15 protein-coding genes and 1 riboswitch are annotated in these 14,741 nt (G+C 47.9%); of the genes, 13 read left to right on the forward strand and 2 right to left on the reverse strand.

Annotated elements, in window-relative coordinates:
* The first annotated feature begins 266 nt into the window (after positions 1 to 266).
* The 9 genes from AB3R30_RS22245 (at position 267) to AB3R30_RS22285 (ending at position 8,769) form a co-directional block, all read left to right on the forward strand.
* Positions 267 to 842, forward strand: coding sequence for a DUF3611 family protein (locus AB3R30_RS22245; protein WP_458651416.1), 576 nt, complete (start codon positions 267 to 269; stop codon positions 840 to 842).
* A 205-nt stretch (positions 843 to 1,047) separates the two neighbouring features.
* A riboswitch (guanidine-I (ykkC/yxkD leader) is annotated at positions 1,048 to 1,179 on the forward strand.
* Positions 1,180 to 1,371: 192 nt separating this feature from the next.
* Positions 1,372 to 2,196, forward strand: a complete 825-nt coding sequence (locus AB3R30_RS22250; RefSeq protein ID WP_458651403.1) for an ABC transporter ATP-binding protein — start codon at positions 1,372 to 1,374, stop codon at positions 2,194 to 2,196.
* Positions 2,197 to 2,229: 33 nt separating this feature from the next.
* On the forward strand, positions 2,230 to 3,228 hold the full coding sequence (locus AB3R30_RS22255) for an ABC transporter substrate-binding protein (RefSeq protein WP_458651404.1): 999 nt from the start codon (positions 2,230 to 2,232) through the stop codon (positions 3,226 to 3,228).
* Between the two features lie 100 nt (positions 3,229 to 3,328).
* Positions 3,329 to 4,180: an MBL fold metallo-hydrolase gene (locus AB3R30_RS22260; protein ID WP_458651405.1), complete on the forward strand. Its 852-nt coding sequence runs from the start codon at positions 3,329 to 3,331 to the stop codon at positions 4,178 to 4,180.
* A 7-nt stretch (positions 4,181 to 4,187) separates the two neighbouring features.
* Entirely contained in the window at positions 4,188 to 5,546 is a 1,359-nt protein-coding gene (gene glnT, locus AB3R30_RS22265; protein WP_458651406.1) for a type III glutamate--ammonia ligase, read from the forward strand.
* Positions 5,547 to 5,674: 128 nt separating this feature from the next.
* Positions 5,675 to 6,529 (forward strand): ABC transporter permease, encoded by an 855-nt coding sequence (locus AB3R30_RS22270; protein WP_458651407.1) that lies wholly within the window; start codon positions 5,675 to 5,677, stop codon positions 6,527 to 6,529.
* A 125-nt stretch (positions 6,530 to 6,654) separates the two neighbouring features.
* Positions 6,655 to 7,251 carry a cysteine hydrolase family protein gene (locus tag AB3R30_RS22275; RefSeq protein ID WP_458651408.1) on the forward strand — a complete coding sequence of 199 codons (597 nt, stop codon included), beginning with the start codon at positions 6,655 to 6,657 and terminating at the stop codon, positions 7,249 to 7,251.
* Positions 7,252 to 7,303: 52 nt separating this feature from the next.
* Positions 7,304 to 7,831: a bis(5'-nucleosyl)-tetraphosphatase gene (locus AB3R30_RS22280; RefSeq protein WP_458651409.1), complete on the forward strand. Its 528-nt coding sequence runs from the start codon at positions 7,304 to 7,306 to the stop codon at positions 7,829 to 7,831.
* On the forward strand, positions 7,828 to 8,769 hold the full coding sequence (locus tag AB3R30_RS22285) for a DNA-methyltransferase (protein WP_458651410.1): 942 nt from the start codon (positions 7,828 to 7,830) through the stop codon (positions 8,767 to 8,769). Before AB3R30_RS22280 ends, AB3R30_RS22285 begins: the two co-directional genes overlap by 4 nt.
* Positions 8,770 to 8,924: 155 nt before the next feature.
* On the opposite strand, the gene gyrA is transcribed toward AB3R30_RS22285, so the two are convergent.
* A complete protein-coding gene (gyrA, locus tag AB3R30_RS22290) occupies positions 8,925 to 11,507 on the reverse strand; it encodes a DNA topoisomerase (ATP-hydrolyzing) subunit A (protein WP_458651411.1) in 2,583 nt (860 codons plus the stop codon).
* A gap of 177 nt (positions 11,508 to 11,684) precedes the next feature.
* Here gyrA and AB3R30_RS22295 point away from each other — a divergent pair, with 177 nt between their 5' ends.
* From AB3R30_RS22295 to brnA, 4 genes are all read left to right on the forward strand, one after another.
* Complete coding sequence (locus tag AB3R30_RS22295) at positions 11,685 to 12,107, forward strand: response regulator (protein WP_458651412.1); 423 nt, start codon at positions 11,685 to 11,687, stop codon at positions 12,105 to 12,107.
* Between the two features lie 276 nt (positions 12,108 to 12,383).
* Positions 12,384 to 12,737 carry a hypothetical protein gene (locus AB3R30_RS22300; RefSeq protein ID WP_458651413.1) on the forward strand — a complete coding sequence of 118 codons (354 nt, stop codon included), beginning with the start codon at positions 12,384 to 12,386 and terminating at the stop codon, positions 12,735 to 12,737.
* Between the two features lie 13 nt (positions 12,738 to 12,750).
* Entirely contained in the window at positions 12,751 to 13,188 is a 438-nt protein-coding gene (locus tag AB3R30_RS22305; RefSeq protein WP_458651414.1) for a hypothetical protein, read from the forward strand.
* Entirely contained in the window at positions 13,169 to 13,396 is a 228-nt protein-coding gene (gene brnA / locus AB3R30_RS22310) for a type II toxin-antitoxin system BrnA family antitoxin (RefSeq protein WP_458651415.1), read from the forward strand. The genes AB3R30_RS22305 and brnA overlap by 20 nt, the downstream gene beginning before the upstream one ends.
* Before the next feature lie 167 nt (positions 13,397 to 13,563).
* Here brnA and AB3R30_RS22315 read toward each other — a convergent pair whose 3' ends face one another.
* On the reverse strand, positions 13,564 to 14,688 hold the full coding sequence (locus AB3R30_RS22315) for an iron uptake porin (RefSeq protein ID WP_458651417.1): 1,125 nt from the start codon (positions 14,686 to 14,688) through the stop codon (positions 13,564 to 13,566).
* Positions 14,689 to 14,741: the final 53 nt, after the last annotated feature.

Genomic DNA, 14,741 nt, shown 5'->3' on the forward strand with positions numbered 1-14,741 from the left:
ACAAACAAAAAATTCAAAACTCTTAATGAAGCTATCAACCAGAATTTCTATCCAACGACTGAGACAAATGACTTACGAGATCAATATACTGCCCACCGCTACCAAGCTTTCTAATTTGAAGCTAAAGAATTCTGGATTGGACTGAATTAAGTTCTGGATAAACTAAAGGTTCAGTCTCCATGCGACACTATAGCCATGCAGGTTTTGCTCCTCTAACGGCTGACATTCGCTAGGATGCTTTGGATGGAGCGCTTAAAACAGTGGGTATGAATAAAACAGGTTTTTCTGGTGGTCCGTCACCCACCATTCAGCAAATTGCTAAAGCTTTTAGGCTCACAGGCTGGGTTAGCTTTTGGGTGCAATTGGTTCTAACGGTAGTTTCTACTATTACATTAATTTTTGCTGTGGCAGCAGGTCGCAGTGCAGGGTCAACTTCCACGAACCCAGGCACAGGGATTGGGGGTATTTTAACAATTATTGGGCTGGGGCTTTTGGGCTTCAATATGTTTTGGGCGCTCAGCCGCTATGTTGCTTATGGGCGCAGGTTGGGCAGTGATAAAACGGTGCGTCCGAAGAAGTCTGAAACGATTCAAGCGATTCGTTTTGGTTTAATGATTAGTTTGGTGGGGATGCTGCTGGCGATTTTAGGCGCGGAAACCGTGGTGGGGTTGCTAGTGAGCAAGGCACTGAGCCAGGGAATTGGGGGCTTTGTCAATACTGACCCATCGCGCTTTATTCAACCTGCGGATACTTTCGTTGTGCAAGCAAGTATCAACGTGATTTTGGCACAGTTTGTCGGGATTGTGTCGGCGTTGTGGTTGCTAAACCAGATGAACAAATAGAGAGGCTGATTGAGTCGAACGGCGATCGCCTTATTTCTCTACTCTTAGGGTTAATACAACTTAATTTAGCCCTTCTAAAGAAGTCCGAAAGTAAAGCATTTCGGCAGATTATCGGGAAGGGAGGGCTGATTAATCTGATAAATGTGTGGCTTTTGATACAGCTTCAATTTTGTAGGGTTGGTATGCCTAAGCTTAAGATTTTAAATGAATTAGCCTCTAGGGTTCCGGTTTAGTTAGGTAGCTAATTAAACGTCTGGTCCGAGAGAGGCAAGCCCTCTTTAACTTGCTCATGGCACTTTATATGAGGGTTACACGGCGGGAAAAAAGCCCGGGAGAAGCTGGCAATCGCTCAACAGATTGTGGCTCTCTTGGGCTTTTTTATTGAGAAAATTTTGATAGCTAGATTATGGCAACGGAGGAATATATTGGGACACAAAGCTCTTTGTAGAAATAAGGAATAACGGACGGTTGTTGGTTTGACTTTTCCTTGTATTGCTATAAAACTGTATTCCTTCAAAAAGTTTAAGCGATGAAATATCCAGACCCTGTAGCCATGCCAGACCAATCTAGCCCACCGATCGCGATCGCAAAACTGGAGATTCAAAATATCAGCAAAGTTTATCTAGGCACGGGGGGCAAGTTGTCCGTCTTGGAAAATATCCAGTTTCAGGTTTATCCAAGAGAACTCGTATGTTTGGTCGGTTCATCAGGGTGTGGCAAGTCTACGCTGCTGAATATCATTGCGGGTTTGATTGCGCCTTCGGCGGGGCAGGTGTTGGTGGACGGACAATCGGTCACGGGTCGTCCTGGCTCCGATCGCGGCATGGTGTTTCAGGGCTACACGCTCTATCCTTGGCTGACGGTGGCTCAAAATATCGCCTTTGGGCTGCAACTGCAAAAATTACCCAAAGCAGAGCAACGCGATCGCGTTCATTATTTTTTGGATGTGGTTGGGTTGGTGCCCTTTGCCGATGCGTTTCCGAAGCAGCTATCGGGTGGTATGAAACAGCGAGTGGCGATCGCCCGTGCCCTGGCAAACGAACCCGCCGTTTTACTGATGGATGAACCCTTCGGGGCGCTGGATGCTCAAACGAAAGAGCAAATGCAGCAGTTTTTACTCAATCTTTGGGAGCAAACCCATGTCACTATCTTGATGATTACCCACGATGTCGAAGAAGCGATTTACCTATCTCAGCGGATTTACGTGATGAGTTCTCGTCCGGGGCGGATGCATTCAGAAATTCCCATTCCCTTACCCGATCACCGAGAACTGGATATCAAGCTTTCACCGGAGTTTGTTGCCATCAAACGTCAGGTGATTCATGCCCTACGCGGCGACGCGATCGCCGTTTAATTTGACCCATTCCTTCCTTACAATACTGCTGTTATGCCTAAGTTCTCTGCCATTGTGAGATCGCTCTCTCTTGCGATCGCGTCCCTGCTACTTGTCGTCGCCTGTTCTCAGCAACCCAATGCCAACGCGCCCCAATCTCAGCCCCTCGTTTCTGCTACCAACAACTGGGTTGGCTATTCAGGGCACCATGTGGCGGTCGGCAAAAACTTTTTCAAAGACGAAAAGCTCAACGTCCAAGATCTCTTCTTTCAAAGTAATACCGAACAGATCACGTCCTTTTTGGCTGGCAAAGTTGATCTCGCCTGGTTGACCTCTGGGGATGCCATTCAAATCTTGGCAAAAGATCCCACCGTCAAAATCATTTACCTGGTGGATTACTCCAACGGCGCAGATGGCATTCTGGGAAGGGATATTACCTCACCCCAAGATGCCAAAGGCAAAACCGTGGGTCGTGAAGATATCTTGTTTCAAAAGATTTTACTGGAAGCGTACTTACAAAAAGCAGGGCTAACTGAGAAAGACGTGACCATCAAAAATCTAGCCGCCGCTGATGCTGCCGCTGCTTTTGGAGCGAAACGGGTTGATATGGCGGTTTCCTATGAACCCTACTTAACCAAAGCCGCAAAACAAGGCGCTGGCGAAGTGGTCTTCTCCACCAAAGGGACTAACCTGATTGCCGATGTGGTGATTGCCCGTGAGCCGCTGATTCAGTCTCGCAAAACCGACCTGCAAGCCTATTTTCGGGCGGTCGATAAAGCGGTGCAACTGTTGAATGCCAACGATCCAGAGGCGTTCAAAATTTCAGGTGCCAAACTAGGCGTTTCGGGAGACGAGGTGAAAGAGCAATTGCAGGGCGCAAAATTATTTGACCTGAAAGGTAACCAAACAGTTGCTTTTAACAAGGCAGATCCCAACAGCCTGATTGGTAACCTGGAACTCACGGCAAAAGCCGCCTACGACTTCAAAATTGTGCCTCAACCACTCAAAGTCGAGTCTTTATATGACGACTCGATTGTGAAATCGATGAGTTGATAAAAGGTGAGAGGCGAGGGGTGAGAGGTAAGCGGTTAAGAAACTTACTCTCAATTCGTGACTCTGTACTATTGAACCCTACAACTTAAAGCCTGTTCCTATGTCTCCTAAGTCGGTCTGCAAAGATTGGTTTTCAACCCAATGTATTCAAGAGGGATTGTATTTGATTACAGAACCTCACTATTACTGGTATAACCGCGCCAATCTTTGGCTGATTAAGGGGCGATCGCAGGATTTGTTGATTGACACAGGGCTGGGTGTTGCTAGTTTGCGGAACTACATCGCCTCGCTATTGGATAAACCACTGCTGGCGATCGCGTCTCATATTCACTTTGACCATGCAGGTGGAATGCATGAATTTGAACAGCGGGCTATCCATGCAGCGGAAGCGGAGGCGTTGAGTCAGGGAGATGACCACGAGGCACTTTGTACGCCAGAGCAGGGTTGGGTAAAAGATGAACACTTTGAATGCTTGCCCCATGAGAACTTTACTGTTGAGCAATATACGCTCCACGGAACTGAACCCACCCAGATTTTGCAGGAAGGGGATGTGTTGGATCTGGGCGATCGCGCCTTTGAAGTGCTGCACCTGCCGGGGCATTCCGCCGGATGTATTGCCCTATACGACCCACACTCCCAAGAGCTTTTTTCCGGCGATGTAATCTACGACGGAGAACTGCTGGATGAACTGCATTGCAGCCATATCCCCACCTACCTCAACACCTACGATCGCCTAGAAAAACTGCCTGTTGAAACGGTGTATCCCGGTCACTATCCCATTTTTGGACGCGATCGCTATTACCAAATTATCAGCGAGTATCTAGAGCATCGTCGCCAACCCGGATGTCCGTCTGAGGGGATGACGAATGACGAATGGCGAGAGGTGAGTGGCGAATGGCGAATGGCAAGTGACGCAGAAGCGATCACCCTTTTTGTAAAAGAACAGGATTGAAAACTCAATGACAGAAACCCTAACGGCTCAAATACAGGATTTGAAAGCAGACTTGGAAGCCCAAGGCGTGAAATATGCCCTTGCCAGCTTTGTGGATATCCACGGGATGTGTAAGGCAAAATCCGTGCCGTTATCTCATTTTGGGCAAATGATGGCAGGGTCAGAACTGTTTACCGGGGCGGCTCTCGACGGTGTACCCCAAGATATCAGCGATGAAGAGGTGGCAACCTACCCCGACCCTAACTCGGTGACAATTTTGCCCTGGAAGCCAGAAGTCGCTTGGTTTGCCAGTGATTTGTATTTGAAAGGAGAACCCTTTGAAGCTTGCTGTCGGGGCATCCTCAAAAAAGTATTGGCGGAAGCGGCAGGCATGGGGTTTACCTTCAATCTGGGGATTGAAACAGAGTTTTTTATGCTCAAGGAAACTGACGGTAAGTCCGTTCCGGTGAGCGATCGCGACACCCTCGCAAAACCCTGCTACGACCTGCAAGGACTGTTGGATAACTACACCTGGATCACCGAAATCGTAGAAGCCATGAACAGCCTCGGCTGGGATGTGTACTCCTTCGATCACGAAGACGGCAATGGACAATTTGAAACCGACTTTGCCTACTGCGATGCCCTCAAAATGGCAGATCGGTTCACCTTCTTCCGGCTCATGGTCAAGGAAATTGCTCGGAAACACGGCTTCTTTGCCACCTTCATGCCCAAACCCTTTGCTAATCGCACGGGCAGCGGTGCCCACTACAACATGTCCCTAGCCGACATCAACACCGGAACCAACCTGTTTTACGACTCCGACGATCCACGCGGCTGCAAACTCTCCAAGTTAGGCTACCAATTTATTGCAGGCATCCTCAAACACGCTCCTGCGATCTGCGCCGTGATTGCTCCCACGGTCAATAGCTATAAACGTCTCGTCGCCAGAGGTAGTATGTCGGGCTTCACCTGGGCACCTGTCTATCGCTGCTATGGCAACAACAACCGTACCAACCTGCTCCGGATTCCCCTGGCAGGTGGACGGGTAGAATGCCGCGCCGCCGACATTTCCAGCAATCCTTACCTAGGGGCAGCGGTTATTTTAGCCGCCGGATTAGAAGGCATTCGGGACGGGCTAGATCCGGGAGAACCCCACACCGAAAACATGTACAGCTATAGCCTGGAACAACTCGCCACTATGGGAATCCAATGTTTGCCCCGCAACTTGAGTGAAGCGATCGCCGCCTTTGCCAGCGACCCCCTCAGCGAAACCACATTCGGCACCCTGATGTACAACACCTACATTCAATTCAAGTCCCAAGAGTGGGAAGACTATCACACCCACATCTCCGACTGGGAAATTCAACGCTACCTAAAATTCTTTTAATCAGGGGGCAGGAAACAGGAAGCAGGGAATAGGGAACAGAATTTTTATTTTCAGTCTTATTCAAACTCAAAACTCAAAATATCTCCTAGATCAACGCTACGCGAACAAAACTCAAAACTCAAAACTTAATGACCCCATCAAACTTTGCAGCACTCGCACCCACTGTCCGCCAACATCGCTATCTCGAACCATCGGTTTTCTGGAGCATTCGCCAAGGTTTCTCAAAACGACTGGCACTAGCGATCGCCAGCGTCTCCTTAATCGTCCCTCTATTGATTTGGTCGGCAGTCAGCTATAGCGGCTTGGTTACTCCTCTATTTCTGCCAGCGCCCACCGTTGTCATTGCCGCTGGAATCAAGATGTTGACAGAAGACAATCTGCTGTTTGATGTGCTGGTGAGCAGCAGTCGGGTCTTAGCAGGCTTCCTCGTCGCTGCCATCATTGGCGTTCCCTTAGGCATTGCCATGGGCACCTTTCACAGTATGGATAACCTGTTTGCGCCCTTAGTTGGCACTGTGCGCTATATGCCCGTGACTGCATTTGTGCCTCTAATTGTGATTTGGCTGGGATTGGGCGAAGTCTCCAAAATACTGATCATCATGCTGGGTGTCGTGCTATACAACGCCATCATGGTTGCCGATGCCGTCAAGTTCATTCCCAACGAAATGATCAACGTGGCGTATACCTTGGGTGCGAGTCGTCGAGATATTTTATTTAAGGTGATCATGCCTGCCGCCTTCCCCAGCATTCTCGATACTCTGCGCGTAAACATTTCTGGTGCCTGGAACTTTTTGATCATCGCCGAACTGGTTGCTGCTCAAAATGGATTGGGCTTCAAAATCATTCAGGCTCAACGGTTTTTGCAAACTGAAAAAGTGCTGTTTTGCATTGCCATTATTGGCATCATTGGCTTGGTGATTGACTATGGGCTGAGATGGATTTCTCGTAAGCTGACTCCCTGGGCAGATCAGGGCAGGAGTTAGGCAGGTTTCAGAGGTCGGGAGTCAGGGAAGAGATGCAGAGTGTGAGGGAAAGTTTCGAGTTTTGAGTGTTAAGTTCATTTCGCCATTCGCCATTCGTAACTCGTCATTGCCATGAGAATTTAATTATGTTCACTTTAGATGTTCAACGAACGGCTGTGGTCTGTATTGATTTTCAGGCGGGGGTGTTTACAGGAGAGTGCGCGTTGGCTTATGTGGGGGCAGCGGAGGTGTTGCCTAAGGCGAAGCAGGTTTTGGCGGCAGCGCGTGGGGCAAAGATACCCATCATCCATGTGCAGGAGGTGCATCGCCCGGAAATGGTGGACTTTGGGCGAGAACTGGATGGCGCAGAACCTGTGCATTGTTTGGAAACTTGGGAAAGCACTCAGTTACATCCAGAATTGACTGCGATCGCGGGAGAATATACAATCTGCAAACGCCGCTACAGCAGCTTTTTTGGCACTGATCTGGAGATTCTGCTGCGGGGGCTTAAGGTTGATACCTTAGTGTTAATGGGGTCAATGACCAATGTCTGTGTTCACTACACTGCCGTGGATGCCCATCAGCGCGACTATCATTTTTATGTGATTGAAGACTGTTGTATTGGCTCCGATTGGGAGGCACACTGGGCAGCGCTAACTGCCATGGCATATCTCCAAAAGCAGGCGCGGATTCAGCAGCAAGAGTTTGTTGAAGCAATCCTTCAAAAGGCACCGTGTCTCTAGAGTCAACCTTCTACTAATTTTTCAAAAATCATTCGTTGTAATGGTCTAACAAGTGTATGATCAGTGGATTTATTGCACGGTAGACCTGAGCGATCGCTGTCTACAAGCACTCTCATCGTTCAAAAGCGACAAAATCAGTATGGACGACTTTAATATCGCTAAGGATGAAGCCTTTGGAATCGTTCCCATTTTGCAAACTGGCGATGAACCTCAATTTCTATTGATTCAGCACCATGCAGGACATTGGGGTTTTCCAAAAGGACATGCAGATCCGGGTGAAACAACGTTGCAAGCCGCCTGTCGCGAATTTGAAGAAGAAACAGGCATTAAAAGCTTCACCTTGCTAGATGACACATCCTTTTCAGAGCAATATCCCTACACGCGCGACGGCAAAAAGTTTAATAAAACCGTCGTTTATTATCCAGCATTTGTGCAAGTAGCAACGGTTAACTGTCAGCCAGAAGAAATTAAAGCCTACGATTGGCTACCCTACGATCTCGCGATCGCACGACTCACCTTTGATGGCGCGAAACGAGTTTTAACCGAAGTGCAGCAGTATCTTAAAAAAGGAACTGCATGACCTCCCGCGCTCCTAAAAATCGGACTTTAGAACTAACTGAAGCTGATTGCCATCGATTGCGATCGCGGCTAATCCTAGAACCACCCTCATCAGGTTGGCAAGAAACGCCTCAAGGAACCCTGCTCGGCGATTGCTTGCAGTGGGCACCGCGCTTACCCAAAAACTTTGTCGATCTACTGATTCTTGATCCGCCCTATAACCTGACTAAAGACTTTCATGGCAATCGATTTACTCGCCAGACTATCGAGGCTTACACCCTCTGGTTTGATGACGCGATCGCCACCCTAAAACCGCTGCTCAAACCGACCGCATCTATTTACATCTGCGCCGACTGGTTCTCTTCCATCTCCACTTTTGCCGTTGCCGCCGCCCACTTCACCGTTCGCAACCGCATCACCTGGGAGCGGGAAAAAGGGCGAGGAGCCAAATCCAACTGGAAAAATTCCAGCGAAGACATCTGGTTTTGCACAATGTCCGATATTTACACCTTCAACGTAGATGCCGTAAAGCTGCGGCGTAAAGTGCTTGCCCCCTATCGGCAAAACGGTCAGCCCAAAGACTGGCAAGAAACCCCCGCTGGCAACTTTCGCGATACCCATCCCTCCAACTTGTGGACTGATATCACTATTCCCTTTTGGTCAATGCCCGAAAACACTGACCATCCTACCCAAAAAAGTGAAAAGCTCTTAGCCCGTCTCATTCTTGCCAGCACGAATGTTGGAGATACCGTTTTAGATCCATTTTTGGGCAGCGGCACCACCTCTGTAGTCGCTAAAAAATTAGGCAGGCGTTACCTCGGTATCGATCTGAATGAAAACTATTGTTTATTCGCAGAAAAACGCCTGGAATTGGCAGAATTGGACAAAACTATTCAGGGCTATGCAAATAACGTGTTTTGGGAACGCAATACTCTAGGTCAGCAAAAGCTCAAGAGCTAGATAAAAGTAAATAAAGGCTAGGGCGATCTCCTAACTGCTATCTAACTGGGTTGCCTATTGATGACGACTAGCCATTCATTGGTTTCTAGCGATCGCGCTTCTCATTCATAGATTGGGGCGATCTCACGGCGACATTTCCCATACTTGCAGAATCATCACGCACTGTCAGATTCGGTATGGGGAAGGATAGCGATCAGCGTTTCGATTTTTTCGTTTTGATCCAGGTCAAGGATGCTATCTCCTGCTGTATCTCGCCCTTCCATGGGCACCAACTCCCAATCAAGGCGTACCATCCGATCTTGGTTGGTAAGTAACATCACCTTGGTTTCAGAGCGGACTGTTGCCAATCCTGCTAAGGCATCGGTTTTTATTTTGAACTGCATCCCATAGGCACCTAAGCCGCCTGGAGTAGCCAGCCGCAACATCGCAACAGGCATTCGTTTGGCATAACCCCTTTCTGTCATCAGCAATAAGATCCCGCCCTGAGACGCGATCGCCGCACCAACCAACCGTTCGCGCTTACCCAATCGCATCACCAGTTGCCCCTGAGCCGTGCGGCTTTGCATCGGTAGATGGTCGTCATTCACCTCCACGCGCACCATCCGTCCGCTGGATGCAGCCATCACCAGTTGTTCACCGGGTTGAGCGATCGCGATGCTGGCAATGTGATCCGCTTCCTTGAGCTTGAGAGCCGTTAACCCTCTGCCAGTTATGCCCATAAAATCTTCCAGGGGTAAGCGCTTGACTCGTCCTTGTTGAGTGACAATCAGCAAGTTCTGACCTTCGCAGTTATCCGGCAAGAGGAAACTGCCGACAATTCCAGCCGGATCGCTTTGGGCGGCAGGAGGCAACAAGGTAATTAAGGGCGCACCTTTGGAACGTGTTGTTGCTTGGGGGATGTCTTCTACTCCTGTGGCGTAGGCTTTGCCACTGCGAGTTAGGGTAATCACTTCGTTGGCGGTAGTGGTGAACTGGGTTTGCATAGTGAAATCGTCTAATTCAGTTAAGGTTGCTAATGCAGTTTCGCCATTGCGGTTACGGGATTGCCGTTGAAAAGTCTTGGGCGTGATGCGTCTGGCATAGCCGCGCTGAGTCAGTTCTAGGACGGTTTCTGTGACTTCAAGGTCATTCAGTGCGGAGTGCTGAGTTAGAAGTGCAGAGTCGATCGCTTGAGATTTTTTCCTTTCTGAGTTTTGGCTTTTGGCTTCTGGCTCCGCTTCGGTGGAGGGCTGATTGCCGATCGCCAAAATTTTCGTGCGACGCGGATCACCAAACTTTTTCTTCAGCGATCTCAGATCTTTTTTCAGCGATTTCAGCAGTTCCCGGCGATCGCCCAACAGCGTTTGTAATCCCGACATTTCGGCGGTCAGTTCGTTTGCTTCTGTTTGCAATTTTTCTCGCTCAATCCCCGTGAGGCGGCGTAGCGGCATGGCGAGGATGGCATCGGATTGGCGATCGCTGAGGTCAAACTGCTGCTGAAACTCAATTTTTGCGGTACTGCCATCGGGCGCACGGCGCAGAATCTCGATCACCGCATCCAGATTTTCGAGCGCAATGAGCAACCCTTGGACAATGTGATGACGATTTTCGGCTTCGTTCAGTTGATGCTGATAGCGGCGCGTTAGGGTTTCTTCGCGAAAGGCAATGAAGCACTGGAGCATATCTCGCAGCGGCATTTGGCGAGGCAAGCCTTGATCCAATGCCAGCATGGAGATGCCAAAGTTGCTTTGCAAAGCAGTTTGACGATAAAGCGCATTCAAAACTTTTTGCGGATTAATATCGCGCTTCAGTTCAATCACGACCCGAATGCCATCGCGATCGCTTTCATCTCGTAAGTCAGCAATTCCCTCTAGCTTGCCCTGGTTCACCAGATCTGCCATTTTCTCAATCCAACCCGCCTTGTTCACCTGAAATGGCAGTTCTGTAACGATGATTGCCATGCGGCGATTTCGTCCTCGCCCAAAAGGAACCTCTTCAAACTGCGATACTCCCCGCACTGGCACGCTGCCTTTGCCTGTTGTATAAGCCTCCCAAATGCCCTGGGTGTCGATGATTTCACCGCCCGTGGGAAAGTCGGGTCCAGGAATCAGTTGCACCAATTTTTCATCGGGCAAAGCGGGATTGTCGATCAAGGCAATCAAGCCATCTACCACCTCGCCTAAGTTATGGGGTGGAATGTTAGTCGCCATGCCAACGGCGATTCCCGAACTACCATTCAGCAGCAGAATTGGCAGTTGGGCGGGCAAAACCGTGGGTTCTTGCTGAGAATTATCAAAATTGCCAATGAAATCAACAGTAGCATCGCCAATCTCAGTGAGCAGCGCCTCGTTGCCAATGGGGGCTAGGCGCGTTTCGGTGTAGCGCATGGCGGCAGGTGGGTCATCATCCACGGAGCCAAAGTTACCATGACCGCCGAGTAATGGGTAACGGCTGGAAAAGTCTTGTACCAAGCGAACCAAGGCATCGTAAACCGATTGATCGCCGTGCGGATGATATTTGCCCAACACATCCCCCACGACCCGCGCACATTTGCGGTAGGGGCGATCGGGCACTAACCCTAATTCATGCATTGCATATAAAATGCGGCGATGCACGGGTTTAAGTCCATCGCGCACATCTGGCAAGGCACGCCCGACGATCACACTCATGGCATATTCGAGATAGGACTGTTGCATTTCGGTATGCAAAGCAGTCGCAATGACCTGTCCACCAGAAAACACATCTAATTGTTTAGCCATGAGCTTTTCCTACTATCTGCACTTCTCACGCGCGTTGTGTAATCTAGAACTGACACCATTTAGCATAATGGCAACTTGAGAACTGATCGCCCTAATTCCTTGATATAAGGTCTTATTTGCTATTTTGCCAACTTTCGTAATGCTAAAACCCATTAGTCCATTAGTAAGGAGCATAGGATGAAGACAGTTTTGATTGTGGAAGATGACCTGATGAATGCCAAGGTTTTCTCAAAAATTTTGCAAAAGCGAGGCGGATTGGCAGTAAAGCATACCGAGAATGTGGATGAGGTGATGCAAATTGCCCAAGGGGGCGAGGCGGATATCATTTTAATGGATGTGTCGTTGTCGCGCAGTGTTTACCAGGGTAAGTCGGTGGATGGAATTAAGATTACTCAAATGTTGAAAAGTGATCCTGATACGGCTCAGTTGCCGATTATTTTGGTGACTGCCCACGCAATGGAGGGCGATCGCGAAAATTTTCTGAAGCAAAGCGGCGCAGACGGTTACATTTCTAAGCCCGTGATTGATCATCAAGTATTTGTTGATCAGGTGTTGGCGCTGTTGCCGCAAGACGAAAGGGCTGAAGGGTTGGAGGAATAAAAGGGTTTGCAACACGATAGATTGAGTAAATTAGGGGCATCACCATTTCCCTCACAAGAACATAAGTACTACTCTAAACCTAATTTAGTCAAGCGTTTCAAAATTTTCAGTGATAGGCTTTATCGAAATCACATTTTTTACTGATGGTTCAGCTTCAACCAAAATCTGTGACCAATGCCTGGGTGACAGCACCGTGGGACGAGTTTTTGCGGCTTAAGCGAGAAAGAGGCGATCGCGGTTGAGGAAAGACGAGCGATCGCTTGTTACGATAAAGCGATGCCAGTTACCCTATCCTTCACCATGAGCGATTGTGAAGCCGAACCACCTGAACTACCCAACACCTGGCAAGAGATTCAACCGGATGAAATCTACCAATCCTCAGAAGGCAGGCTCATTTCCTTCGGTATCCACCAAATCAAACTCGGCATCCTCTACGATGCGGTCGGTAAACATCTCCGAGCCATCACCAAAGGACTTGTGCCACCCAAAGGCAATACTGGACTTGTGCCCTCCGAAGAACCTGACTACGACTTCAAATCTAAAATTCTTGGCAAAGGTGGCGATCGCCGATTTCACGGCAAAACAGTAGAAGGAATCCTTCATTTCCCAGGCAAAATGACCAATCATTAATGAGGCAATTTCTATGATTAACACCCTTCAAGAGCATCCAATCTGGCATAGCGTCACCCAAACCCTAGAGCAAATCAACCCCAACCAGTTTGCCAGCCACCATCTCCAAAGCTGTCAAGCAAAAATTAACGGCTACTGGGACGAGGACGACCAATTTTACGAAGTGGTTCGCTTCACCCAACTTCCCATTCCACAATTGCTTAACATTTCTTTGGGTTTCACCCCAAAAGAAACTGGTAATACCAACTGGCTACAATTGAAATACTCTCTTACCATTCTCCCATCTGCCGATTCAGCTACCCCGAACCCATTACAAGCAACAACGATTGGAGAACTAAGCCTCATTTTAGACGACAAATTGGAAGTCATTGATGAAAATTGGCTCATTGATATGAGATCTCCCTATGTAGTAGTAGAAGAGGTGGAAATTTATGAAAGCAACCGAATTTGACACCAAATTTGATAATGGAGAAAAGATTACTGACCTTTTAGATCTCTCTCAAGTAAAACATCCGGGATACGAACAACAGCACATTGATGTCGGTTTTCCAACATGGATGATTGCTGCATTAGATCAAGAAGCTAGACGGCTTGGAGTAAACCGCCAATCTATCATCAAAATCTGGATTGCTGATCGCCTTGCCAGCCTTTCTCGTTAGTGCGATCGACTCTAGTTTCCCTGCCTGTTCCGGGAAATTGGAACTTACTCAACAAGCTTGTAAAGCTAGAGATTTCGCAACCAGGAGAAATTGGGAGAGGGCTAGGGAAAGGGCGTTTTAGGCAATTAATTCTGAGATTTGTCAGTTAATCAGGTGTCTGAATGTAGTCAGAATGTAAAAGTGGTGCGAATAACGCCAACAATTGCATCACTATTATCAAGGGTGCCTCCAAAAGTCGCTTGAAGAGGACGTCTTACCCAAATAACACCAGGAGTGATAGAAATGTGATCGTTTACTCTATATTTATAAAATGCTTCAATGTGCAAAGGTTCGCGTAAACCTGTGAATGATAAGTACGGCTGAACACCAATGACAAGCCCAAGCAAGTTGCCTTTACAAGCAAAATCAGGAAAGGAAAGACCTAAACCATAAGTATAAATATCAGCATCAGCAGCGGCATTTCCATCTCTTTTTGGAGATGGTGCTTTTGCGTTAATGTAGCTACCAAATGTATTTACGACAAATTTAGGGCTAAATTGATAAGCAATGGACACGCCGTATGCATTCACTTTCGCATTCCCGTTTAAATCAGAAAATGGTGTTGAATTGTTTGCACTAACAGTACCAATTTGCCCAACTTGCCCAACATTTCCATCAAAAATAGCTCCAGACTTTTTGTACGCATTAACGTAGGTCAAACCAATTTGGAACGGAGAATTTTTAGAGACATAGCTAATTTGTGCGAGAAAGCTATTATCACCATTGAATAGACCGCTGCCACTCGCTGAACTATTGGCGTTACCTGCTAAATAACCTGCACTTAAATTGATTCCATTGCCAATGGCATAGTTAAGCCCAATTCCCGTACCACCACCAATTGAATAAATAGGATTACGTTGACCGAACATTGACAGTGTTGTGTCTCCTGAATCACCAGAATCTAACGCAGGATTAATGGTTGGCAAATAGTCATAATGAAGACCACCCGTTGCAGGAATATAGACTTTTAGCTTATCTCCCAAATTAGTAAAGTAAGCCAACCAGTCAAGACTTACTCTATTGCTACCAACAGCCCCAAATTGTGCCGATTGCAACGCAGGAGTAAGAGGAATTGTCACATTGTTAATATCAACAAAATCGCCTTCAAATAATTTGACGTTGCCAGCCGATAATCGAGTTAACAGCAAATCTTTGCCGGTAAAACTGGTTTTCAAGTTCAATCGAACTCGATTTTGGAATACAGCTGGGCTGCGGGCATTGCTAGTAAATCTGGCATTGCTGAATAGAGGGATGAATAGCTAGGGGCGTTGAGGGACAGGTACATCACCAAACTTGAGGGAATGAA

It is taken from the genome of Sivoneniella epilithica UHCC 1019, assembly GCF_040830845.1.
Taxonomy (GTDB): domain Bacteria; phylum Cyanobacteriota; class Cyanobacteriia; order Leptolyngbyales; family Leptolyngbyaceae; genus ULC077BIN1.

Coding starts and splice junctions, on each gene's coding strand:
- AB3R30_RS22245 (WP_458651416.1), top strand. CDS start 267: ATGAATAAAACAGGTTTTTCTGGTGGTCCGTCACCCACCATTCAGCAA.
- AB3R30_RS22250 (WP_458651403.1), top strand. CDS start 1,372: ATGAAATATCCAGACCCTGTAGCCATGCCAGACCAATCTAGCCCACCG.
- AB3R30_RS22255 (WP_458651404.1), top strand. CDS start 2,230: ATGCCTAAGTTCTCTGCCATTGTGAGATCGCTCTCTCTTGCGATCGCG.
- AB3R30_RS22260 (WP_458651405.1), top strand. CDS start 3,329: ATGTCTCCTAAGTCGGTCTGCAAAGATTGGTTTTCAACCCAATGTATT.
- glnT (WP_458651406.1), top strand. CDS start 4,188: ATGACAGAAACCCTAACGGCTCAAATACAGGATTTGAAAGCAGACTTG.
- AB3R30_RS22270 (WP_458651407.1), top strand. CDS start 5,675: ATGACCCCATCAAACTTTGCAGCACTCGCACCCACTGTCCGCCAACAT.
- AB3R30_RS22275 (WP_458651408.1), top strand. CDS start 6,655: ATGTTCACTTTAGATGTTCAACGAACGGCTGTGGTCTGTATTGATTTT.
- AB3R30_RS22285 (WP_458651410.1), top strand. CDS start 7,828: ATGACCTCCCGCGCTCCTAAAAATCGGACTTTAGAACTAACTGAAGCT.
- gyrA (WP_458651411.1), bottom strand. CDS start 11,507: ATGGCTAAACAATTAGATGTGTTTTCTGGTGGACAGGTCATTGCGACT.
- AB3R30_RS22295 (WP_458651412.1), top strand. CDS start 11,685: ATGAAGACAGTTTTGATTGTGGAAGATGACCTGATGAATGCCAAGGTT.
- AB3R30_RS22300 (WP_458651413.1), top strand. CDS start 12,384: ATGCCAGTTACCCTATCCTTCACCATGAGCGATTGTGAAGCCGAACCA.
- AB3R30_RS22305 (WP_458651414.1), top strand. CDS start 12,751: ATGATTAACACCCTTCAAGAGCATCCAATCTGGCATAGCGTCACCCAA.
- brnA (WP_458651415.1), top strand. CDS start 13,169: ATGAAAGCAACCGAATTTGACACCAAATTTGATAATGGAGAAAAGATT.